Source organism: Blastocatellia bacterium, assembly GCA_035275065.1.
Taxonomy (GTDB): Bacteria; Acidobacteriota; Blastocatellia; order UBA7656; family UBA7656; genus DATENM01.
On the sequence record DATENM010000090.1, the window covers coordinates 162,190 to 186,251 of the forward strand.

The following is a 24,062-nucleotide window of genomic DNA, read 5'->3' on the forward strand; positions in this document are numbered from 1 at the left end:
TGCGTCTTGTAGGTAATTGCGCTTTGAATTGATTTGAAATTACAATTTCTTTGCAAGCTAGATCACTGCGTGCTATGATGCGGCCCGCGGTGATCGCTATTCTCGCCGGCTCCGTTTCACATCGATTGCGTTGAATTTGATCGCCGCATCCGCCTCGCAAGCATGGCCGCACCGGAAGATTGACGGGGATAGGGCTATGCCAGGCAATCCTCCCTTGCGCCAGGCTCGCAAAAATACCAAGGGATTCTTCTATTCGGCCCGATCTGTGCCTCACGATTTCTCCCCTGAGCGCACAGCGATTTAATCACGTTCTTGGGTTAGCTGCGGTCTTATGACGCGCATCCGTCTTTCATCGCAAGGTGGGTGCGGTGGCCTCTGCATTCGATTCGCTGTCCTGACCTCAGGATGTAATGGAGTGGCGGGTAGAAATAAAGCCACCCTCGACAGGCGCTCGCCAGAGCGCCAAAGCTAAAGGAGATCAACTCATGTTCAAAGCATGGAGATTCATTGCCATCCCGTTGCTGATGGCGCTGGCCTGCGCCGCCGTCCAGGCACAGAGTCAATCGAAATCCGTCCGCGGGCAGTATGAGCGAGAATTCGTGCCACGCCCGGCAAGATCGCTTCCCACCCAAAACCGCTTATTCTTCGCGGTGGCCCCCGGCAAGTCGGCGAAGGCCAGAGCGAAGGCCATCACTGGCGGCACGTTGACAACCGCCTTAGAGCCGGAGCAGATCCACATAATGGACGCCCCCGGCGGCGGCGTGAGCTGGCCGCAGTGGGGCCACGACGCCAGCCACAGCGGCAGCATCAACGTCGTTGGGCAAAGCCCGAATCAGGTGCTTGCCGACATCGTTTATGATCCCTTCGTTGAACAGGAGAAGGCGTCGGGCGAGAACGTCTTCGGCGAAGCCGACCTCTTCGTTCACTACCAGACGCCGCTGGTTGACGGCAACGACGTGTTCATGGAATTCAAGTCGGGGACCTACACAGACCTGACCACCTGGGAGACGCAGACCTGGAATCAAAGGCGGCTCAACTGGCAGAACGGCCACCTCGTCCAGGTGTGGAATTTCCAGAGTGATTGGAAGCCTGTGCCTTTTGGCGGCCCGTTCTGGGAGCCGGTCTATCACGGCGTGTTGGCCGGCAATTTCTTCTATGACCCTGGCTTTGGCGGCACGGTTTACAAGCTGAATCGCGCCAATGGCTCGGTCGTTGCCCGCTACAATCCGTTCGGCAATAATGTCGATGCAAACACCTACGTTGCCGGGCCACTGACTGCCGACAGCGCCGGTAACGTGTACTACAACGCCATTAAGCTGGCCAACAATAACCCCTGGGGCAAGGACGTGGTGGGAGCTTGGCTCGTCAAGATTGCGGCCAACGGCACGATCTCGAAGGTCGCCTTCAGCGCGCTGACTCCAGGTGCCCCGGCGGCGACCGATCAATGCAAAGTGCAGTTCGCCAACAGCCAGCTTCCCTGGCCACCGAGCCCGGATGCGGTGCCGACGACGATTAACTGCGGCTCACAGCGACCGGGTATCAACGTGGCCCCCGCGGTGGCCTCGGACGGCACCATCTACACCATCAGTCGCACCCATTTCGCGACGCGGTATGGGTACCTGGTGGCGGTCAACCCCGATCTCACGCTGAAATGGTCCGCGTCGTTGCGAGACCATCTCAATGATGGCTGCGGCGTGCCGGTGTCGCTGGGTGGTCAATTGCCGCCCAACGGCGCGCCGGGCGGTTGCCGAGTCGGCGCGCACCTCGGCGTTGATCCCGGCACCAACGAATCGGGGCCGGGGCGCGTACTCGACGACTCGACTTCCTCGCCGGTCGTCGCCCCTGATGGCAGCGTCTACTATGGCGCGTACACACTCTACAATTACGCGCAGGGGCATATGATGCATTTCGACGCCGCCGGGAATTTCCTGAATGCCTTCCGTTTCGGCTGGGATATCACGCCGGGAATCTACGCTCACGATGGCACCTACTCAGTGATTACCAAAGACAATCACTATGGCGGTGGCTCGTACTGCGGTGTCGAGCAATTCTGCCCGGAAGATCGCAACGCGCAGAACTCCGATGGCTACCCCGAGGCGTATTTTGTCTCGTCGCTGAGCCCGAACCTGACGCTGGAGTGGGCATTCCAAAACACCAACACGCTGAGTTGCACGCGCCAGCCGAACGGCTCGGTCACTTGCGTCAGCGATCACCCGCGCGGCTTTGAATGGTGTGTGAATGCCCCGGCCATTGATTCTCACGGAGTCGTCTACGCCAACAGCGAAGACGGCAATATGTTTACCCTTAACCCGGATGGCACGCTGAAGAAGAAGATCTTTCAACAACTGGCGATTGGCGCGGCCTACACGCCGGCCTCGCTCGGCGCCGACGGGAAGATCTATTCACAAAATGACGGCCATCTCTACGTCATTGGCAACACCAATGCCCAGGCGAGCAAGGGCGGCGGCTTGCTTAAAATCGCCGGCGGTAAGCAATAGCTTCGGCGGCACGGTACGAGCCGTTGATCGAGCAGGCAGGCTTTCCGCAATGAGCCGCTGCTGAGCCAGGTAAGGCCCGGTTGTGTTCGCGCAGCCGGGCCTTGCTATTGATCACGCCTTACTTCTCTGACCCGCCACCCTGACCTTTAGCGGCCCTGACACCCGGCCCCATCCTATGTATAATCGCGCCTGTCATCACAGCGGAGGTTACGGTGAGCTTTTCAAGATCGAGTGGCGTGCTCTTGCATCCGACATCGCTCGCCGGGCGTTTCGGCATCGGCGACCTGGGCGAAGAAGCCTATGGCTTCGCGGACTTTCTCATCGCCAGCGATCAAAGTCTCTGGCAAGTCCTGCCGCTCGGGCCGACCGGCTTTGGCGATTCGCCCTATCAATGTTTCTCGTCGTTCGCCAGCAACCCGCTGCTCATCAGCCCCGAGCGGCTGGTCGAAGACGGCTTGCTGACCGAAGACGACATCAAGCGACGCCCGCGCTTCCCTGTCGAAGCCGTAGACTTCGGGCGGGTGATCGATTACAAATCGGCGCTGCTCCGGCGCGCCTTCGAGAGCTTTCGCCGCGGCAAACGAAAATCGTTGCGCGCCGGCTTTGCGGCGTTTGCCGCCGAAGCCGCCAACTGGCTGGATGACTATGCGCTGTTCCGCGCCCTGAAAGAGGCGCACGGCGGCGCGGCCTGGAACACCTGGGAGCCGCAGCTGGCGCGGCGCAACCCGACGGCAATGACCGCCGCGCGCCAGGCGCTAGGCGAGCAGGTCGAAGCGCAAAAGTTTTATCAATTTCTTTTCCACCGCCAGTGGTCGGCGCTCAAGGGTTACTGTAATCAACACGGCATTCAGATCATCGGCGACATCCCCATCTTTGTCGCTTATGATTCGGCGGACGTCTGGGCGAATCGTGAGCTGTTCAAGCTCAACCCGGACGGCTCGCCGCAAGTCGTAGCGGGCGTGCCGCCGGATTATTTCAGCAAGACAGGCCAGCTCTGGGGCAACCCGATCTATAACTGGGAGCGCCACCGCGCCACCGGCTACCGCTGGTGGAAAGACCGCCTGCGCGCCACTCTGAGCACGGTCGACATTGCGCGCATCGATCACTTTCGCGGCTTCGCGGCGGCGTGGGAAGTGCCCGCAGGCGACCAGACCGCCGAGCGCGGCCACTGGGTCGAAGTGCCAGGCCACGAGCTGTTCACGCAACTTCGCGAGGCGTTCGGCGAGATGCCCATCATCGCCGAAGACCTCGGCGTCATCACCCCCGACGTGCAGGCGTTGCGCGATGACTTCGGCTTTCCGGGGATGCGCATTCTGCAATTCGGCTTTCGCAACATCACCAACACCGACCTGCCGCATAACTACGTGCCGAGAACGGTGGTCTACACCGGCACGCATGACAACGACACGGCGGTCGGCTGGTTCAACAGCCGGGCGGGCCGCGGCTCGACGCGCACGGCGGCGCAGATCGCCCGCGAAAAGAAGTTCTGCATGGAATACCTCGACACCGATGGGCGCGAGATCAACTGGGACTTTGTGCGCGCGGCGCAGGCGTCGGTGGCGGTGATGGCGATCACCCCTGTGCAGGACTTATTGGGACTTGGCTCGGAAGCGCGCATGAATCTGCCGGCCAGCACTTCGGGCAACTGGCGCTGGCGCATGAAACCGGGGGCGCTGACCGGCAAGATCGGCAAGCGCTTGCGCCGCCTGACGGAAATCTATGTGCGCGGTCGCAACCAGCCGAAACACACGACGACCGATTAAGCATCAACCGGCAACTTTCTCTTGAATGAGCACGCGAAAGTTGTCGCTCGCGCCGCCGGGCACGAAGAGGTTTTTGATCGCCAGCCGCGCCTTCACGTCCTCAAGCGTTTCGTCTGCGCGGCATAGGGCCGCGAGGCGCTCGATCAATCCATGCCGCAGCAGAAATGCCGCCTGTCGTTCGTAGCTTACGGTCTCTAGCCCGCAATCGCGTCCATGCTCGATGAGCGCCGTGAAGTTGACGCTCGCCGTCAAATCCTGCTCGCCGATGCGCGCGAGCGGCGAATCGATGAGTTGATGGCGATAGAATGCCCGCAGCGTGCCGCTGGCGCGGTCAGGCGCGTAGAGGTGCGCCGCCACGTCGCCGTAATCAATCGTCACGAGATAGCCCTGGCGCATGGCACGCGATACCTGTGCGAGCCACGCCAGCGCATCGAGATTGACTTCAACGATCTGATCTTCTTTAAGCGTCACGCCGAATCGCTCAAGGTAGCGCGTTAGCTCCGGCCTTGAAGGCGACGACCACGCAAGCGCCAGCCGCTCGCCTTCGACGCGAGCGAACTGTTCTTCAACGCCTGTTGATTTCCAGCGCAGGCGATGCACTGGCAGCGCATCGATCAACTCGTTGGCAAAAAAGATCGCGGTTACGGGTTCGCGCTCAATCTCCGCAAGCGTGCGCCACTCGACGCGCCCGGCGAAGCCTGCCAGCCGCTCGCGCTGTCGCGCTCGCATCACCGGACTCTGTTCAACAACGACATAGCGCGCCTCATCAAACAGCGTTGCAGATTCATCGCTGAGCGCCGCGAGCAAGTCCGCTGCCAGCTGTCCCGTGCCGGCGCCGATCTCGACAATTAAGAGCGGCTCACCGGCAAAGCGGCTGCGCCACAGCTCGGCAAAGGCGCGGGCGAGCACAGCGCCGAACGCCGGGTGAACATTGCTTGAGGTGGTGTAATCGCCCGCCGCGCCGATCTTCAAGCGCGTGGTGTTGTAATAGCCAAGCTCCGCGTCGTAAAGCGCCGCCTGCATGAAGTCGCGGAAGGATAATGGGCCATCGCGGCGTAGGCGTTCGATCAGCTTGCGCTCAAGCGGCGTCGGCATAGACGTCCGATCTTCTCCGGCAAAAACAAAAGCGCAGCCGGCGGTCGCCGCTGCGCTTCTAGATTATTCGACGCTTCGCCGGTGCTAAGCGTTCGCGCCTTCGACCTCGGCCTGTGTGACGTTGCCACGGCCGAAGACGAAGCGCGTCGGGTGCTCCTGCATGATCTTGTCTTGCAAGCGCATCAGGCCATAGAGCAAGGCTTCGGGGCGCGGCGGGCAGCCCGGTATGTAAACATCAACCGGCACGATGCGGTCAATCCCTTGCAACGTCGAATAGGTCGGAAACGGGCCGCCGGTCGAGGCGCACGCGCCCATGGCAATGCACCACTTCGGCTCGGGCATCTGATCCCAGACGCGCTTGATGACCGGCGCCATCTTCAAGGTCGGGGTGCCGGCGACGATCATCAAATCCGACTGCCGCGGACTGGGGCGAAAGACGCCGGCCCCGAAACGATCCATGTCAAAGCGTGACGCGCCGGTCGCCATCATCTCGATGGCGCAGCAGGCCAGCCCGAAGGTCATCGGCCAGAGCGCCGACTTGCGCGCCCAGTTGAACACGAAATCGACGGTCGTCGTGATGATGCCGCTCGACGATTCAATGACTTCTTCTCGTTGTTTAACCATAAAGCCTCAATTGCGGATTGCGGATTGCGGATTGCGGAATCTGGAACTGGGGATCATCTTCAGAATCGAATTCGGGAATCCGCAATCCGCAATCCGCAATCGCTAGGCCCATTCGAGCGCTCCCTTGCGCCATGCGTAGTAATAACCGACGACCAGGATGCCGATGAAGATCAGCATCTCGGCCAGCCCGAAGAGCGCCAGCTTGTCGTAGATGATCGCCCAGGGAAAGAGAAAGATGGTCTCGACGTCGAAGACCAGAAACAGCATCGCGACGATGTAGAAACGCACAGAGAAGCGCTCGCGGGCGTCGCCGATGGGATCAACGCCGCATTCGTACGGCAGCAGCTTGTCGCGGCCATAGACGCGCCGCTGCACCAGCCGCGAAGCCCCGAGCAGCGCGAAGGGCAACAGCACGGCAATCAAGAACATGATGATCAGCGGGATGTAACCGTAGATGGGCGGCGCGCTGGCGGTCCTGGGAGCCGAGCCGGCGGCTGCACCTTGCGACTGAAGCAACATCGCCACGACGTTGGTCATTGCTCACCTGCGGGAGTTTGAAGTTAGAGCAGCAGCAAGCTCATCTTAGATTTGCCGCGTGGCAGTGTCAAGCAGTGGCCCGCCGCGCTCAATCGGCAAGACCGACGCGCCGCAACAGTGCCGCAAATTTCGGATAGGCGCGCAGCGGCGCAAAGCGGCTGTCGCTCCTGATGTAGACCACGCCGGTGGCATGCTCGTCAACGGATTTCTCCAGCCAGTCCAGGGCCTTTTCATACTGGCCGAATCCTAAATACACCATCGCCAGCATTCCCGGCGGAACGTATTGGCGCTCGGACAGGGCGCGCAATTCTTCAAGCACCCGTTGCGCCTCGTCCCGGCGCCCCATCTTCGCATAGATGTAGCCGAGGCTGCCTAATAAATCCGGGTTGCGGCCCACCAGGCCGGCGCCTTTTTCAAAGACGGCGATAGCCTCTTCGTACCTGCCTTGCAAGGTGTAACAAGTGCCCAATGCATAGTAAGAATGCGGATAGTTCGGATTCCTCTCGATCACTTTCTTGATGATCTCGGCTTCCTGCTCGTATTGCCCGGCCATGTGGGCGGGTATGGATTTTGCCAGATTAATGCCCGGCGACAGCGGGTCATATTCGTAGGCCAGTGCGATCTCCCTGGCGACCTCATCCGGTCTTACCATCAAGCGCAAAAACTCGGCATACCAGAAATGCGTCACCGCGTAAGTGGGGTTCAGTTCGAGGGCTCGCTGGAATTCCTGTTCAGCCGCCGCCCAGTCCCAGTCATAGCGGAATCTCACCAGCGCCAGCGACAGGTGGGCTTCGGCAAGCTCTTCGTCAATGGCCAGCGCCCGGCTGGCAGCGGCGCGCGCTTTCGGGAACGCTTCATGCGGTGACAGGGCGGAAATCCTGACCAGGCCGAGATAGGTATACGAGTCGGCCAGGCCGGCATAGGCCAGGGCATAGGCGGGGTCGGCGGCGATGGCATTGTTGAAACACGCGATGGCGTTATAAATATTCTCCACGAGGCCGCTGCTTAAAAAGAATCGGCCCTTCAAGTATTGCTGGTAGGCTTCGGTATTATCGGTATATCGCCGGCTGAGTCGCCGGCTCTCGGCGCCCGTCAGCCGCAGCTCGAGCGCCCCGGCGACCTTCTCAGACACCCGGTCTTCGACCGTGAACACGTCGCTGACAGGCTCGTCAAACTTATCTGCCCAGACGGGCCCGCCATCGGCGACGCTGACCAGTTGCACCGTAACCCGGACGCGCTCGCCGGACTTGCGGATGCTCCCTTCCAGCACCGAATCGACTTGTAATTCTTGTCCGACCGTGACCGCCTCTTTCTCCAGTCGGGCGTAGCGGAGCATGGCGCTGGTCGGGCGCACGCTGATCTGCCGGATGGCGCTCAGCCGGGTGATCAAAGCGTCGGCCATGCCGACGCCGAGGTATTCATTGCCCTCGCCCTCGCCGAGTAGTTTGAACGGCAGCACGGCAACGCTTTTGAAGCGCCCGCCGGCGGCAGATTTTTGCAGCCGCCCGGAAAGCCAGAGGTAGCCGACCACGCTGCCGAGCGCCAGCAAGAGGGCGATGGCGGCCAGTTGCTTACGGCCCGGACGCGGCAGGCGGCGCGCTTGGCGACGGGCGGGCGCCACCGCCGGCTCACTGGCGTCCTCTTCCTCGATGACGATTTTCGTGTGCGTGTGATGCTCCAGCAGCATCCCTGTTTCTTGCAGGGTGACGAGCTTCGCCTCGCCGACAAAGCGATAGCCGCGCCCAGGAACGGTGACGATATAGCGGTTCTCGTTGCCGCGCTGGCCGAGCGCCCGGCGCAAGGCCGAGACGTTCACCGTGAGGTTGGCTTCTTCAACGATGCTGTCAGGCCACAGCCGGCTCATCAACTCGTCTTTTTCGACCACCCGCTCGCCGCTTTCGACAAACGCCAGCAGCAGCTCCAGCAGCCGCGGCGTCAGCGGCACCACCTGCTCGCCACGCCGCAAGACCCCTCTGGCCGCGTCGAGGCGGAAAGGGCCGAATTCGTAAAGCTGCCGGGCCGAAGGAATCATCGCCGCCTTTATATTTTTTTGGAATTTTTTATCCTCGGCTTTAGGACTTTTACCACGCCGCTGACTGATACTGCGCTACGCATTGAGGGGCGCGGGTGCAGAGTCTAGCACCGGCGCTTGATTTAAGCAATTCGCAAACTCCGCGAGGAAACGCGCGGCGGCCCGGAGGCAAGGTGGCGATCAAAAGACGGATCGAGATCAAAACCCACACGCATCAGGTGATCAAGGTCACTCGCCGCGACACCGTCGTCAAAGGGCGCTGCGCAACCTGCGGCCAGGAAATCGCGGTCCCGCCTGTTGAAAAGCCGCCGCGACCGCCCAGATGAGTCCGGCAGTCAATTAGCCCTCGACTCCGGCGCCAACCTTCAACCGCGCACGGAAAACGTCCCCGTGCGGTTAACTCTCAGAAAGGAGATTCTTATGACAGTCAAACAGTTCTCACGCACAATCACAATCGCCTTGGCAGCCGTCCTTGTGGCAGGTTTGCTGTATGCGGCGCAAGCGCAAACCTTCTCTGCGGCTCTCAAGGTCAGACAGCCGCGGGCGCGCGCGGCGGTCGCCTCCGGCAGCTCGCCAAGCCTGGCGGCGGCCACGGCGGCACAACCCGGCGGCGGGTGCGCAGACCCGAGCAACCCTACGTCCAACACCTGCTATGGAGCCAACGCCGGTGCCTCGCTGACAACCAGCAGCATTTACAACGCCTTTTTCGGAGACAGCGCCGGACAAACCACGACAACCGGTATACGGAATGCCTTCTTCGGCTACAGGGCCGGCACGGCTAACACAACCGGCGGCGACAACGCCTTCTTCGGGGCAGCGGCTGGCGTACAGAATACGACCGGCGCGCATAACGCCTTCTTCGGGTCGTTCGCTGGCGGCGTGAACACGACGGGCTACGGTAATTCGTTTTTCGGATACGGGGCCGGCGGCAATAACAATCAAGCGGGCTCAGACAACGCCTTCTTCGGACGGGCGGCTGGCTATGCGAACGTGGCGGGCAATAACTCTTTCTTCGGAAGCTTAGCCGGCAACAACAATCAGGGCGGAGATAAGAATGCGTTCTTCGGCTGGATGGCCGGTTACGGCAACACCAGCGGTAAGGAGAATGTATTCCTGGGGACAAGGGCTGGAAACGTCAATGTCTCCGGCAGCGGCAACGTGTTTATCGGCTTCGAGACGGGCAACACCTATACCAGCGACAGCGAAAACACCTTGCTCGGCTACCGCACGGACGGGGCCGCAGGGATCACCAACGCGACGGCCCTCGGAGCCCGTGCCAAAGTCACACAGAGCAATTCCGTGGTCTTGGGCAATAACGCCAATGTTGGCATCGGCACCAGCGCGCCGAAGGCGAAGCTCCAGGTCGAAATCGGCGATGTCTACGTCAAGAGCCAGAATAGCGGCGTGATCCTGCGGGCGACCGACGGCGCGACTTGTTTTCGCATCACGGTCAATAACGCCGGCAGCTTGAAAGCCACGGCGCTGCCCGCCTGCCCGTAATCCAGCGCCGCCTTCCTCGGCTCCTCGTTGTCCTGCGGACGCAATCGCTCAATTTCGTCCGCCCCTCATTACCTCAGAAAGAAAAGGAGAATCGTCATGTCAATCAAGAACGCCCATGATCTTCCTCAGACCAAAGCCGACATCAAGGCGGCCCTCAAGAAGGAGCCGCAACCGAGTCAAGCATTCTGCGCCGTGTGGCCGCAGGCCAAGCAGGCGTTGACGACGCTTGAGGGCCAGGTGACGAACCTCGCCCTGCAACGCTGCATCCAGGCCGTCATCAAGGCGGGTGATACATACTACCAGGACACCTGCCCACAATAGCTGTCGACGGTCGCTCATCGTCGCACGCGAGGCCGTGAAGCGCCGTTCAGCGCCGCCGCTGAATTGCCGCTCGCGGCCTCGCGTGCGACGATGAGCGATGTTCCCGGCACCGCTAGACAAGCGCACCCCAATCTTTTAAGCTCATTATCTTAGAAGCCAGATGCACGGCTATAGATTATGCGAAAGTGGCGGAACTGGCAGACGCGCCAGACTTAGGATCTGGTACCGAAAGGTGTGGGGGTTCGAGTCCCCCCTTTCGCATCAGGCCGGTCGTCAGTCATCAGCGCAGACCACTCATCGATGACTAATTTCCGACGGCGGGCTACCGACAACCGATAATCAATATGAACGTCACTGTTACCGATCAGGAGAATTGCAAAAAGCAACTGCATCTCGAAATCCCCGGCGAGGTCGTGCGCGCCGAAACCGATAAGGTCGCCGGCAACCTCGCCCGCCAGGTTAACATTCCCGGCTTTCGCCCCGGCCACGCCCCGAAGTCGGTCATCAAGACGCGCTTTCGCAAAGAGCTGCGCGACGAAGTCGTCGCCCACCTGCTGCCGGAGTCGCTGCAAAAAGCGATCACTGATAAAGACCTCAAGGTCATCGGCGAGCCGGCGGTTGACGATTTGAAGTTCGGCGACGACGACGCCCTCAACGTCACCATCACGGTTTCGGTCAAACCCGAATTCGAGATCGGTGATTACAAGGGGCTGGCGCTGACGCAGCGGGTTTATAAAATCCGCGACCAAGATATAGACCAGGAGATCGAACGGCTGCGCGACGGGCAGGCCGAGATAGTGCCGGTCGAAGACCGCGGCGCGCAGACGGGCGACATCGTCACCGTTTCGCTCACGGGCCGGCTGGAAGCGCAGGCCGCCGCCGACCCGCAAGCCGATGCCGATACCGCTCAATCAGCGGAAGAAGCCACAGCCGCAAGCGACGAAGCCGGCGACAAGTCCAGCGATGAAGCCAGCGACCAGGCCGCCGCTGAAGCCGCGCCGGAGGCGAAGTCAGAAGCCGCGGCAGAGCCGGAAGAGATTAAACAAGACGATGTCGAGATTACCCTCGGCGGCGCCAACGTGCTCAAGGAGTTCACCGAAGCGTTGAGCGGCGTGCGCCCCGGCGACGAGCGCCGCTTCACGGTCGCCTACCCGGCAGAGTACAAGCCGGAGCGTTTCGCCGGGCGCAAGGTCGATTACACGGCCACCGTCACCGCCGTGCGCGCTAAAGAACTGCCAGAGGTTGACGACGTGTTCGCTCAAGGGGTTGACGAAAAGTTCCAGACCCTCGACGAGCTGCGTGCAGACCTGCGCCATCAGATGGAGCATCAAGCCGAGCATCGCGGCGAAGACGAGTTGCGCAACGCCGCGATGGAGGCATTGATCGAGCGTTACCAGTTTGCGGTTCCCGATTTCATCCTTGAGCGGCAGATCAATTCGCGCTTCAACACGCTGCTCGACCAGCTCTTTTCAAGCGGCATTGACCCGCGCCAGATGCGCCTGGATTGGGAAGAGATTCGCGCCGGCCAGCGCGAGCGCGCCGAGCGCGACGTGCGCGGCATGTTCATCCTTGATCGCATCGCCGACGACGAGAAGATCGAAGTCAGCGAAGAAGATTTGAACCACGAGATTGAAGCCTATGCCGCACAGCGCGGCGAAACCGTAGCGGCGGCCAAGGCCCGGTTGACAAAGGAAGAGGCGCTCGATAGCATCAAAGAGCAGGTTAGACAACAAAAAGCCCTCGATCTCGTCATCGCTTCCGCCGCATTGAAAACCGAAGAAGTCGAAGGACTGCGCGCCGCCGACGCCGAAGCCGACCAGCCCGAAGCGGCTGCCGCGCAGGCCGATAAGAGCGCGCCGGAAGCGGCGGCAAGCGCCGAGGCCGGCGCAAATCCGGCTGAAGCGGGCGGCGAGTGAGCGCCCTTAGTTGCGCCCGTAAAACATTGACGCGCGGGCCGCAATGAAAAAGTAACTTCCCGCCGGGCTGACGGGGAAGTATAATAATCCCGTGGCCGGCAAGATTTCCAAGGAGACCGAAAAGCAAATGGCATTGGTACCGATGGTCGTCGAGCAGACCGCACGCGGCGAGCGCGCTTTCGACATCTACTCGCGGCTACTTAAAGACAACATCATTTTCATCGGTACGCCGATTGACGATACGATTGCCAATCTGGTCGTCGCCCAATTGCTGTTTCTTGAAGCCGAAGACCCCGACCGCGACATCTCGCTCTACATCAACAGCCCCGGCGGCTCGATCACTGCCGGCATGGCCATCTACGACACGATGCAGTTCATCCGTCCCGACGTGACGACGATCTGTGTCGGCCAGGCGGCTTCGATGGGCGCGCTGCTGTTGACGGCCGGGGCGGCGGGCAAGCGCTTCGCGCTGCCGAATTCGCGCATCCTGATTCATCAGCCGTCAATCGGCGGCATTTCGGGCCAGGCCACAGACATTCGCATTCATGCCGAAGAGATCATGCGCATGCGGGCGCTGACCAGCCAGATACTGGCGCGGCACAGCGGCCAGTCAATCGAAGTCATCGAACACGACGTCGAGCGCGACCGCATCATGAGCGCCGAGCAGGCGAAAGAGTACGGGTTGATCGATCAGGTGATTACGCACAGAGAGTGAAAGGCAAAAGTAAAAAGGCAAAAGGCAAAAGTTGAATGGAACTTTTACCTTTTTACTTTTTACTTTTACCTTCCCAGACTGCCCCCGTTTGTGAAACGTAGACTGCAAGACCTTCTGCTAGGATTGGAGAGTGGATGAGACGAGGCGACGACACATTGCGCTGTTCGTTCTGCGGCAAGTCGCAGAATGAAGTCAAGAAGCTAATTGCCGGGCCGACCGTTTATATTTGCAACGAGTGCATCGATATCTGCAACGAGATCATCACCGATGATCAACAGCAGGAGACCGCCGCCCGCCGCCCGCCTTTGCCCAAGCCGGTCGAGATCAAAGCCTTCCTCGACGATTACGTCATCGGCCAGGAAGAGACCAAGAAGAAGCTCGCCGTCGCTGTCTACCAGCATTACAAACGCATCGATATGCTCAAGCGGCGCTCTTCCGATATCGAGATTCAGAAGTCCAACATCCTGCTGATCGGGCCGACGGGGACGGGCAAGACCCTGCTCGCGCAGACGCTGGCGCGCATGCTCAACGTGCCTTTCTGCATCGTTGATGCGACGACGCTGACGGAGGCCGGCTATGTCGGCGAAGATGTCGAGAACATCATCCTGAAGTTGCTGCAAGCCGCCAACGGCGATATCGAGCGCGCCCAGACCGGCATCATCTACATCGACGAGATCGATAAGATTTGCCGCAAGGACGAAAACCCTTCGATCACCCGCGACGTGTCGGGCGAAGGCGTGCAGCAGGCGCTGCTGAAAATCCTCGAAGGCACGGTCGCCAACGTCCCGCCGCAGGGCGGGCGCAAGCACCCGCACCAGGAATTCTTCCCCGTCGACACCACCAACATTCTCTTCATCTGCGGCGGCGCCTTCGTTGGACTGGAAAAGGTCATCGAGAAACGCATCGGCCGCAAGGCGCTCGGCTTTAACGCCAACGTCACCAGCGTCCACAAGAAGAAGCTGAGCGACACGCTGGCGATGGTCGAGCCGGAAGACATGATCAAGTACGGCCTGATTCCGGAGTTCGTCGGGCGCTTGCCGGTCGCCGGCACCTTGCACGAGCTGGATGAGGTGGCGCTGGTCGAGATTCTCACCGAGCCGAAGAACGCGCTGGTCAAACAGTACCAGAAGCTCTTCGAGTACGAAGGCGTCAAGCTGCGCTTCACCGACGACGCCATCCAGACGGTGGCGCATCTGGCCTACACGCGCAAGGTCGGGGCGCGCGGCTTGCGCATGATCTTGGAAGAGTTGATGCTCGACGTGATGTACATGCTGCCCTCCTACAAGAAGGTCAAAGAGTTTGTGGTCACGCGCGAAATGGTCGAGAGCCGTCGCGCAACGTTCCCTGTCCTTGAAAAAGCCGGCTAATGCCGGGTTTCAGGTGTTGGGTGTCGGGTGTCGGTTTGCTCCGGCCCAACACCCAACACTTAACGTCCAACACCTTTTCATACCATGAATGAATTCAGCGACAGCACTCCGAACGACGTTGTGAGATGCCCAATGGTTCCCATACGGGACGTGGTCGTCTTTCCCTACACCATCGTTGCCTTCGTCATCGGACGCCCGGCGAGTGTCCGGGCGCTGGAAGCGGCGTTGCGCGGTGATAAGACGATCTTCCTGGCGACTCAGCACGACGCGACGATTGACGAGCCGTCGAGCGAACAGGTCTACTCCATCGGCACCATCGCGCGCATCACACACAACCTGCGCCTGCCCGACGGCAACATCAAGGTGATGGTCGAGGGATTAGAGCGCGCCCGCACCGTGCGCATCGAAGACAACGGCGACTTCTGGATGGCGACCCTGCGCACCCACGCCGAGGCCGCCGAGCCGCGCTCGCGCATGAACTCGCTGATCGGGCGCATCGGCTCGCTGGTCGATCAGTACGTGCGCCAGTCGACAGAGCTGAGCAACCCGGAGACGCTGACCGCCGCGCTGCGCAATGACGACCCGGCGCGCTTGTGCGACACCATCGCTTCGAACCTGAAGATTTCCGTCGAGGACAAACAGGGCTTGCTTGAAATCTTCGGCCTGCAAGAGCGCTTGACGCGGCTGGTCGAAGTGCTCGAAGTCGAGCTCGAAAAGATTCAGGTGGATCGCGCCATCCACGGCCGCGTCAAGCGGCAGATGGAGCGCGCCCAGAAAGAGTATTACCTCAACGAGAAGATCAAGGCGATTCACAAAGAGCTGGGCCGCAAGGACGAGAAGGCCGAGCTCGAAGAGCTGAAGCAGAAGATTGAATCCGCCGGCATGTCGAAAGACGCCTACGAGAAGGCCATCGCCGAGTTGCGCCGTTTAGAGCAGATGCCGCCGATGTCCGCCGAATCGACGGTGTCGCGTAACTACCTCGACTGGCTGCTGGCGGTGCCGTGGAAAGACAAGTCCGAAGAGGTGCGCGATATCCGCGCCGCGCAGGACGTGTTGGACGCCGACCATTATGGGCTTGAGAAAGTCAAAGAGCGCATCCTCGAATACCTCGCCGTGCGCCAGCTGGTGGACAAGCCGAGAGGCTCGATCCTCTGCTTCGTCGGCCCGCCGGGCGTCGGCAAGACCAGCCTCGGGCGCTCGATTGCCAAGGCGACGGGCCGCAAGTTCGTGCGCCTCAGCTTAGGCGGCGTGCGCGACGAGGCCGAGATTCGCGGCCACCGCCGCACCTACATCGGCGCGCTGCCCGGCCAGATCATTCAGATGATGAAGAAGGCCGGCACCGTCAATCCGCTCATCATGCTCGACGAAGTCGACAAGCTCGGCATGGATTTCCGCGGCGACCCGTCGGCAGCCCTGCTCGAAGTGCTGGACCCTGAGCAGAACTTCGCCTTCCACGATCACTACCTCGACGTTGAGTATGACCTGTCGAACGTCATGTTCATCGCCACGGCGAACGTGCTGCACACCATCCCGCCGGCCTTGCAAGATCGTCTGGAGATCACCCGGCTGCCCGGCTACACCGAGCGCGAGAAGCTCGAAATCGCCAGCCGTCACCTGCTGCGCAAGCAGCTTGAAGCAAACGGCCTGAAGCCCGAGCAGGTAGACTTCACCGACGACGGCCTGCGCACGATTGTGCAGTATTACACGCGCGAAGCCGGCGTCCGCAACCTGGAGCGCGAGATCGCTTCGGTGCTGCGCAAGATCGCCCGCAAGATGCTGACCGGCGAAGACCCGACGAATTACCAGATCGCCGTGACCGACGAAGCCGTCAAGGAGTTGCTGGGGCCGACGCGCTTCCGCCCGCAATCGATTGCCGAGCAGAGCGAAGTCGGGCTGGCGACGGGCCTGGCGTGGACGGAAGTCGGCGGCGAGGTGCTGCATATCGAAGCGACCTTGATGCAAGGGCGCGGCAACATCACGCTGACGGGCAAGCTCGGCGAGGTGATGCAGGAATCGGCGCGCGCGGCGCTTTCGTGCGTGCGCACGCGAGCCAAGCGGCTGGGCATCAATCCCGACTTTCACAAGAAGTATGACCTGCACCTGCACGTCCCCGAAGGCGCCATCCCGAAAGATGGCCCCTCGGCAGGCATCGCCATCGCCACGGCGATTGTCAGTGTGCTGACCAACACGCCGATCCGCCGCGACGCCGCCATGACCGGCGAGATCACCCTGCGCGGCAAGGTGCTGCCCATCGGCGGCGTCAAAGAGAAATTGCTGGCGGCGCACCGCACAGGCATCACCAACGTCGTCATCCCGAAGGAGAACGCCAAAGACCTGGTTGAACTCCCCGAAGACGTGAAGCAGGCGCTGACGATTCACACGGTCGATTCGATTGACCAGGTCTGGCAGGTGGCGCTCGAAGCGCCCTTACCGAAGTCTGACCTGCCGACCGCCGTGCCGCTCTGGAGTCAGCCGCCCGCCGACGCGCCGACTTCGACGCCAGCACTTGAGTAGGGTGACAAGTGACAAGTGACAAGTGACAAGACGTTGTCACGAGGAATTCTCGCGAGCTTCGCGGGCGCGCTTCTTGTCACTTGTCACTTGTCACTTGTCACTATGAAAGTTAAGAGCGCCCAGTTCATCAAGAGCGCCACCAGCCCTGAGCATTACCCGCGCGACGGGCGTCCCGAGGTCGCCTTTATGGGCCGGTCGAACGTCGGCAAGTCCTCTTTGATAAACAGCCTGCTGGGTGTGAAGGGCCTGGCCAAGACCAGCTCGACGCCCGGACGCACGCAACTGATCAACTTCTTTCTGATCAATCAAGCGTTCTATTGCGTCGATCTGCCGGGCTATGGCTACGCGCGCGTGCCGAGCGAAGTGAAGCGCGAGTGGGGGCCGATGATTGAGAAATACCTTGCATCGCGGCCAAACCTTGTGCTATCTATTTTTATCACCGACGCGCGGCACGAGCCTTCCAAGCTAGACCTGCTGATGAAAGAGTGGTTACGCGAAAGGGGAAAGCCATTCGTCATCATAGCAACCAAAGCGGACAAGCTCAGTAGCAACCAGTTGCGGGCCAATTTGAAACACGCGTCGGCGGTGCTGGGAAAAGAAGAGCCGATCATTGCTTACTCTGCGGTCACGCGTAGTGGCGCGGATCGCATCTGGAAAGAAATCACCACACGGGTTGCTGATTTCGGATCCGGGAAACCGCTCGTGAAACCCTCTGGGTCGCATGCGGATTGAAAGACTCGTCATTAACCTGTCTTGAATTCCAATCCTCATCACGGTCAGCAAACCGCCAGAGCGGCTGCCTGAATCCGCCAGGACAATCCGCAGACACCGGAGCGACAGCTTCCCCGAAGCCCGATTGTTTCCCCTGTGACAATAACTCTCCCGCCTGCCCGGCAGGCGACGAACCCAACGAGGAATTCAGAACGATTATGGCAGAAGACGTAAACGAGCTTATGGACATCGGCGATCTCAAGGACATGTCCATCTCGAAGCTGACACAGATCGCCAAGGAACTCGACATCGCAGGCGCCACGGGCATGCGCAAGCAGGAGCTGATCTTCAAAATCTTGCAGGCGCAGACCGAAAAGAGCGGCCTGATCTTTTCCGAAGGTGTGCTGGAAACCTTGCCCGACGGCTTCGGCTTTCTGCGCGCCCCGGATTATAACTACCTGCCCGGCCCTGACGATATCTACGTCAGCCCGTCGCAGATTCGCAAGTTCGATCTGCGCACGGGCGACACGATCAGCGGCCAGATTCGCCCGCCGAAAGAAGGCGAGCGTTACTTCGCACTCATCAAAGTCGAGGCCATCAACTTCGAGCCGCCGGAGATGGCGCGCGACCGCGTCTTCTTCGACAACCTGACGCCGCTCTACCCGGACGAGCGATTGAAGCTGGAATCCGACCCGGAAAACCTTGCCGGGCGCGTCCTCGATTTGATGACGCCCATCGGCAAGGGGCAGCGCGCCTTAATCGTCGCGCCGCCGCGCACCGGCAAGACCATGCTGCTTCAGAACATCGCCAACTCGATCACCCGCAATCACCCTGAGGTGACGCTCATCGTCCTGTTGATCGATGAGCGCCCGGAAGAAGTCACAGACATGCAGCGCTCCGTTCATGGCGAAGTCATCAGCTCGACCTTTGACGAGCCGCCGACGCGCCACGTGCAGGTCGCTGACATGGTGATCGAGAAAGCCAAGCGCCTGGTCGAATACCGCCGCGATGTGGTCATCCTGCTCGACTCGATCACCCGCCTGGCGCGCGCCCACAACGCCGTGGTGCCGCCATCGGGCAAGATTCTGTCGGGCGGTATCGATTCGAACGCCCTGCAAAAGCCGAAGCGCTTCTTCGGCTCGGCGCGCAACATCGAAGAGGGCGGCTCTCTAACGATCATCGCCACGGCGCTGATCGATACAGGGTCGCGCATGGACGACGTCATCTTCGAAGAGTTCAAGGGCACCGGCAACCTCGAAATCAACCTCGACCGCAAGCTCACCGAGAAGCGCATCTTCCCGAGCATCGATATCAACAAGTCGGGGACGCGCAAGGAAGAGCTGCTGCTGGCGCCAGCCGACTTCAACCGCATCATCGTCCTCCGCCGCGTGCTATCGCAGTTGTCGCCGACGGAAGCGATGGAGCTGTTGCTCGACAAGCTCAGCCGCACGAAGACCAACTCGGACTTCCTCGACTCGATGCAGTCGTAGCCGCGTTGCTCACCTCGGCGAAGAGCGGCTCGCAATGGCGCGGGCCGCTCTTCGCCGCCAGATCAAACATCCCGGCGGCGCATCTGCCGTTCACTGTCTTCATGTTGAAGGAGCTCCCCCCATGAAATTGCTCAAAGGCTTATCCGCCGTCGCCGCAAGCCTCGTGGCGCTGGCGATCACCCTGGCGCCCGTCGCGGCGCAGACGGCAAAGAAACTTGTGTACCCAGAATCGAAAAAAGTTGACCAGGTTGACGATTATCACGGCGTCAAAGTCGCCGACCCTTACCGTTGGCTTGAAGACCTCGACTCGGCGGAAACCCGCGCCTGGGTCGAAGCGCAGAACCATTTGACGTTCGCTTACCTGAACGAGATACCGGCGCGCGCGCAGATCAAGCAGCGGCTGACGCGGCTGTGGGACTACGAGCGCTATGGTCTGCCTGAGCGGCAGGGCGACCGTTACTTCTACATGAAGAACAACGGCCTGCAAGACCAGAGCGTGCTCTACACCACGACGGCGCTCGACGCCGCGCCGCAAGTCTTGCTCAACCCGAACACGTTATCGACGGACGGCACGGTGGCGCTGTCGGGGATAGAAGTGAGCGATGACGGGAGGCTGCTGGCTTACGGCATCGCCCAGGCCGGCTCCGACTGGCAGGAGTGGCATGTCCGCGATGTCGCCACGGCGAAGGATTTGCCTGACCTGGTGCGCTGGGTGAAGTTCAGCGGCGCGTCGTGGACCAAAGACGGCAAGGGATTCTTCTATAGCCGCTACGACGAGCCGAAGGCCGCCACGCAGATGACCGGCGCGAATTATTTTCACAAGCTCTACTATCACAAGCTCGGCACGCCGCAGGCGGAAGACCTGCTCGTCTACGAGCGCCCCGATCAGAAGGAATGGAACATCAACGGCTTGGTCACAAACGATGGCCGCTACCTGCTCGTCAGCGCCACGCAGGGCACAGACCGCCGCAACCGACTTTTCTATAAAGACCTCCAGGCGCAAGACGCGATGGTTAAGCCGCTGCTCGACCAGGGCGATGCGCGTTACAGCTTCATAGACAACGACGGCACGACCTTCTGGCTACGCACCGACCGCGACGCGCCGCGCGGCAAGGTCATTGCGGTTGACGTTACAAAACTCGACGCGGCGAACTGGAAGACGGTCGTGCCGCAAGCGGCGGAAACGCTCGAAGCCGCCAACGTCGTCGGCGGCCTGCTGGTAACTTCGTATCTGAAGGACGCGCACACACAGATCAAGGTGTATGACCTGAAGGGCAAGCTGGTGCGCGAAGTCGCGCTGCCGGGCATCGGCACCGCCAGCGGCTTCGGCGGCAAGCGCGCGGATCAAGAAACCTTTTATAGCTTCACCAGCTACACGACGCCGGCGACGGTTTACCGTTACGACATGCGAACGGGCCGCAGCACGGTCTTTCGCGCCCCGAAGGTGGACTTCAACACCGCGGACTACGAATCGAAGCAGGTCTTCTACAACAGCAAAGACGGCACGCGCGTACCGATGATTATCACCTACAAGAAAGGCCTGAAGCTCGACGGCCAGAACCCGACGCTGCTGTATGGCTACGGCGGCTTCAACGTCTCGCTGACGCCGGCCTTCAGCGTCGGCAACCTGGTGTGGATGGAGATGGGCGGCGTCTATGCGGTGCCGAACCTGCGCGGCGGCAGCGAGTATGGCGAAGATTGGCACCAGGGCGGCATGAAGCTCAAGAAGCAGAACGTCTTCGACGACTTCATTGCGGCGGCTGAGTGGCTGATTGCCAACAAGTACACTTCGACCCCAAAGTTGGCGATCTTTGGCGGCAGCAACGGCGGCTTGCTGGTCGGCGCGGCGATGACGCAGCGGCCCGAGTTGTTCGGCGCGACATTGCCGGCGGTTGGCGTGATGGACATGCTGCGCTTCCAGAAGTTCACTATCGGCTGGGCATGGGTATCGGATTATGGCTCGGCGGATAACCCCGAAGAGTTCAAGGCGCTGTACGCCTATTCGCCGCTACACAACATCAAGCCGGGGACAGCCTACCCGCCGACGTTGATCACCACCGCTGATCATGATGATCGCGTCGTGCCTTTGCACAGCTTCAAATTCGCGGCGGCCATGCAGGCGGCGCAGGCGGGGCCGAATCCCATTTTGATCCGCATCGAAACTCGCGCCGGCCACGGCGCCGGCAAGCCGACCTCGAAGCAGATCGAAGAGGTCGCCGACCGCTGGGGCTTCCTGGTTCGCGCCCTCAACATGAACGTGGCGACGAATTAATTCCCTATGGTGGCTTGCCGGTAGATTGAGCCTTGGCCACAAAGGCATGAAGAAGCACAAAGCATCACGATCTGCTTTGTGCTTCTTCATGCCTTTGTGGCGACTCCTCTGGCCAAGCTTATCTGAAACCCGCTCTCTGGATGGCGCTTGCCATTATTTGAATCGCTTCATTGATTCGGCGCAGTCGTCGCCTTGCGCCGCGTCTTCTGCCTGATCTTCTCTGCCGGCGCGACATTCATCACCGAAGTCGGCCTGGGGGTGGGCGTGGCGCGCGGTATCGGCGTCGGCGTTGGCGTCGGGCGCGGCATCATCGCTTCACCGCGCGTCCCTTCATGCTCGTCCTTTGTGTCTATATCAACGTCCACGTCTACGTCCATGTCCACATCAGCGTCCACATCCACGTCAATGTCTTTGTCGAGATCGAGGTCGAGGTTCGCATCCACCGCTTTGCCGTCGCGCATCAGGATCAAGCCGAGCGCCCACGCGGCGGTCTTGCGGACTTCGTGCTGTTGATCTTTCATCGCCTGATTCAATGCGGGAACGGCGCGGTGATCGCCCTTCAAGCCGAGCGCCCATGCGGCCTGCTTGCGCACCTCTGCCGTCTCGTCTTTCAAAGCGCCCATCAGCGACTCGACGGCGCGCTGGTCGCCTTTGAGCCCGAGCGCCCACGCGGCTTTCTCGCGAACCTCCGGGCTATGATCTCTGAGCGCCAGGGCCAGCGGCTCGACCGCTGTTTCGTCGCCCTTCAAGCCGAGCGCCCAGGCAACCTGCTCGCGCACTTTCACATTATCATCGCGCAAAGCTTCGACCAGCGGCGCGACTGAGCGTTGATCGCCTTGCAGCCCCAGCGACCATGCAGCCTTCTCGCGCACCGATGCTTCGCGGTCGCCGAGTGCGGCAACGAGCGGCTCGACGACGCTGCGGTCATGCTTGAGGCCCAGCCCCCAGGTCGCGTGCTCGCGCACCCGCACCTCGGCATCTTTAGCGGCGGCAATCAGCGGCGCGACGGTGCGCGGGTCTTTGATGATGCCCAGCGCCCACGCCGCGTTGGCGCGCGCCACCGGCTGCGCGTCACGCAACACGCTGATGAGCGGATCGACCGCCGGGCTGCCCATCACGGCGAGCGCGGCAGCGGCTCGCTCGCCCGGCGTCGTGTGCTCGACGTAGTTGTGCTTGCCCATCATGCTGTTGTGCTGGTTGCAATCGAGCTGCGCATTGATGGGTGTATCGTCGCCAAGCAACGCAATCAACTGCGGGATTGCCGCCGCCGCCTGCTTGCCCATCTCGCCGATCTGGCAGGCCGCCGAGGCCCGCTCTATAGGATTGGCGGAACCGAGCATGCGAATCTTCTCTTGCAAATCGGGAGCGGTTTGCGGCGCGCTCGTCGCCTGCATTGAATAGGTGGCAAAGCCGATGCCCATGATCATCAAGGCCGCCAGGCTCAACATCAGTTTCCTCATGTCACTTGCTCCTTCCGATGAACGAATGAAAACGCGTCGCCGCCTCGACCCGGCTTTGCCGGGCGCGATTCCGCCTCTGATCAATCACCAATCGGTTTGTAATGAATGCCGCTTTCGGGCGGCGCATCCGGCAGGCACTTCCAGACGCTTAAGTAGTTTGCAAATTGGTGTCGCCCTGTAGCGCAATCTGTTAGCTTGCGCAGCGACTCGCGCAAGCTAACAGATTGCGCTACCCCGACTGAATTCCGCTTTAGAGTCGAGCACGGCACAACTGAACAACAAACGATGCCGCGGGCCGCAGCCGTCTCAGTCCTTCACGGTTGCTTCGTTGCGGGCGGCTGATCGGCGTTGCGGGTCGCGGGCCGCAGCCGCTTGCGCCCGTGTCCGGTGCCAACGCCGCCTGAAACCCCGCCACCGACGCCGCCACTAACGCCACCGCCGACGCCACCACCGATGCCGTTGCCGATGCCGTTGCCAACGCCGCTGCCCGCACCGACGCCGCTCGCGACGCCGCCCACAACGCCACCAGCGACACCGCCGCGGACTCTGCCTTCGACATCCACATCGATGTCATGATCGTTATTGCCAGTGGCCGCCGCTTGGCCGCTGCGCATCAGCAACATGCCTAGCGCCCACAGGGCGCGGCTGCGCACCTCGCGGTTCTCGTCTTTGGTCGCGGCGTTCAAGGCTTTGATGGCGCGCGCGTCGCCGCGCAACCCTAAAGCCCACGCGGCTGTCCCGCGCACATCGGCGCTCTTATCCTTCAAGGCTTCGATCAACGGCTCGACGGCGCTGCGGTTGCCTCTCAAGCCGAGCGCCCAGGCGGCTTTCTCACGGACGCCGGCGTTCTCGTCGTGCAAGACGGCGATGAGCGCTTCGACCAATCCTTCGCCACGCCGCAGGCCGAGCGCCCAGGCGGCCTTCTCGCGCACTTCGGAATTCTGATCCTTCAACGCCGCGACGATGGCTTCCGTAGCGCGCGCGCCACGGATTTGCGACAACGAGAAGAGCGCCTGCTCGCGCATCTCGGCATCGCTGTCCTTCAATGCCTCGCGCAACGCTTCGACGGCGGCGTCCTTGTCTTGCTGGCTGAGCGGCGCTTGTGGCGGCGCGGGCGCGGTCGGCGCGACAGCCGGCGCTTGTGGCGGCGCTGCGGCAGGCGGCGCGGCAGGCAAGGCTGGAGGTTCAGCAGCCGGCGCGAGCGCCGGGTCAGGCGGTGCCGCTGGCGTCGGTGGCGCTCCCGGCTC

General features: G+C 61.3%; 18 protein-coding genes and 1 tRNA gene. 13 read left to right on the forward strand and 6 right to left on the reverse strand.

Translation table 11 applies throughout. The features are described 5' to 3' along the window. Positions 1–485: 485 nt before the first annotated feature. Both VJ464_21410 and malQ read left to right on the forward strand, forming a co-directional pair. A complete protein-coding gene (locus VJ464_21410) occupies positions 486–2,498 on the forward strand; it encodes a hypothetical protein (protein HKQ07699.1) in 2,013 nt (670 codons plus the stop codon). Positions 2,499–2,680: 182 nt separating this feature from the next. Further along, complete coding sequence (gene malQ, locus VJ464_21415; protein ID HKQ07700.1) at positions 2,681–4,261, forward strand: 4-alpha-glucanotransferase; 1,581 nt, start codon at positions 2,681–2,683, stop codon at positions 4,259–4,261. Positions 4,262–4,264: 3 nt separating this feature from the next. Here the strand turns inward: malQ and VJ464_21420 are convergent, their stop codons facing one another. From VJ464_21420 to VJ464_21435, 4 genes are all read right to left on the reverse strand, one after another. Then, entirely contained in the window at positions 4,265–5,356 is a 1,092-nt protein-coding gene (locus tag VJ464_21420; protein HKQ07701.1) for an SAM-dependent methyltransferase, read from the reverse strand. Between the two features lie 84 nt (positions 5,357–5,440). Next, positions 5,441–5,980, reverse strand: a complete 540-nt coding sequence (gene nuoB, locus VJ464_21425) for an NADH-quinone oxidoreductase subunit NuoB (GenBank protein ID HKQ07702.1) — start codon at positions 5,978–5,980, stop codon at positions 5,441–5,443. 102 nt (positions 5,981–6,082) lie between these two features. Continuing rightward, entirely contained in the window at positions 6,083–6,409 is a 327-nt protein-coding gene (locus VJ464_21430; GenBank protein HKQ07703.1) for an NADH-quinone oxidoreductase subunit A, read from the reverse strand. A gap of 196 nt (positions 6,410–6,605) precedes the next feature. Next, a complete protein-coding gene (locus VJ464_21435; GenBank protein HKQ07704.1) occupies positions 6,606–8,549 on the reverse strand; it encodes a tetratricopeptide repeat protein in 1,944 nt (647 codons plus the stop codon). A 173-nt stretch (positions 8,550–8,722) separates the two neighbouring features. On the opposite strand from VJ464_21435, the gene VJ464_21440 reads away from it, so the two are divergent. The 11 genes from VJ464_21440 (at position 8,723) to VJ464_21490 (ending at position 21,355) form a co-directional block, all read left to right on the forward strand. After that, the gene (locus VJ464_21440) at positions 8,723–8,875 is read left to right on the forward strand and encodes a hypothetical protein (protein HKQ07705.1); all 153 of its coding nucleotides are present in this window, start codon (positions 8,723–8,725) and stop codon (positions 8,873–8,875) included. A 94-nt stretch (positions 8,876–8,969) separates the two neighbouring features. Continuing rightward, positions 8,970–10,049, forward strand: a complete 1,080-nt coding sequence (locus VJ464_21445; GenBank protein HKQ07706.1) for a hypothetical protein — start codon at positions 8,970–8,972, stop codon at positions 10,047–10,049. A gap of 96 nt (positions 10,050–10,145) precedes the next feature. After that, positions 10,146–10,370 (forward strand): hypothetical protein, encoded by a 225-nt coding sequence (locus VJ464_21450; GenBank protein HKQ07707.1) that lies wholly within the window; start codon positions 10,146–10,148, stop codon positions 10,368–10,370. Between the two features lie 179 nt (positions 10,371–10,549). Next, positions 10,550–10,631 (forward strand) — tRNA-Leu (locus VJ464_21455). Between the two features lie 83 nt (positions 10,632–10,714). Next, positions 10,715–12,286 (forward strand): trigger factor, encoded by a 1,572-nt coding sequence (gene tig, locus VJ464_21460; protein ID HKQ07708.1) that lies wholly within the window; start codon positions 10,715–10,717, stop codon positions 12,284–12,286. Positions 12,287–12,389: 103 nt separating this feature from the next. Further along, positions 12,390–13,001, forward strand: a complete 612-nt coding sequence (clpP, locus tag VJ464_21465; protein ID HKQ07709.1) for an ATP-dependent Clp endopeptidase proteolytic subunit ClpP — start codon at positions 12,390–12,392, stop codon at positions 12,999–13,001. 134 nt (positions 13,002–13,135) lie between these two features. Beyond that, positions 13,136–14,368 carry an ATP-dependent Clp protease ATP-binding subunit ClpX gene (clpX, locus tag VJ464_21470; protein HKQ07710.1) on the forward strand — a complete coding sequence of 411 codons (1,233 nt, stop codon included), beginning with the start codon at positions 13,136–13,138 and terminating at the stop codon, positions 14,366–14,368. 84 nt (positions 14,369–14,452) lie between these two features. Then, on the forward strand, positions 14,453–16,882 hold the full coding sequence (gene lon, locus VJ464_21475; protein ID HKQ07711.1) for an endopeptidase La: 2,430 nt from the start codon (positions 14,453–14,455) through the stop codon (positions 16,880–16,882). A 15-nt stretch (positions 16,883–16,897) separates the two neighbouring features. Then, positions 16,898–17,614: a ribosome biogenesis GTP-binding protein YihA/YsxC gene (yihA, locus tag VJ464_21480; protein HKQ07712.1), complete on the forward strand. Its 717-nt coding sequence runs from the start codon at positions 16,898–16,900 to the stop codon at positions 17,612–17,614. Between the two features lie 221 nt (positions 17,615–17,835). Continuing rightward, entirely contained in the window at positions 17,836–19,083 is a 1,248-nt protein-coding gene (gene rho / locus VJ464_21485) for a transcription termination factor Rho (protein HKQ07713.1), read from the forward strand. A 121-nt stretch (positions 19,084–19,204) separates the two neighbouring features. Beyond that, on the forward strand, positions 19,205–21,355 hold the full coding sequence (locus VJ464_21490) for a prolyl oligopeptidase family serine peptidase (GenBank protein ID HKQ07714.1): 2,151 nt from the start codon (positions 19,205–19,207) through the stop codon (positions 21,353–21,355). A gap of 167 nt (positions 21,356–21,522) precedes the next feature. On the opposite strand, the gene VJ464_21495 is transcribed toward VJ464_21490, so the two are convergent. Both VJ464_21495 and VJ464_21500 read right to left on the reverse strand, forming a co-directional pair. Further along, positions 21,523–22,815, reverse strand: coding sequence for a HEAT repeat domain-containing protein (locus VJ464_21495; protein ID HKQ07715.1), 1,293 nt, complete (start codon positions 22,813–22,815; stop codon positions 21,523–21,525). A 314-nt stretch (positions 22,816–23,129) separates the two neighbouring features. Continuing rightward, a partial coding sequence (locus VJ464_21500; protein ID HKQ07716.1) for a HEAT repeat domain-containing protein occupies positions 23,130–24,062 on the reverse strand: 933 nt, incomplete at its 5' end.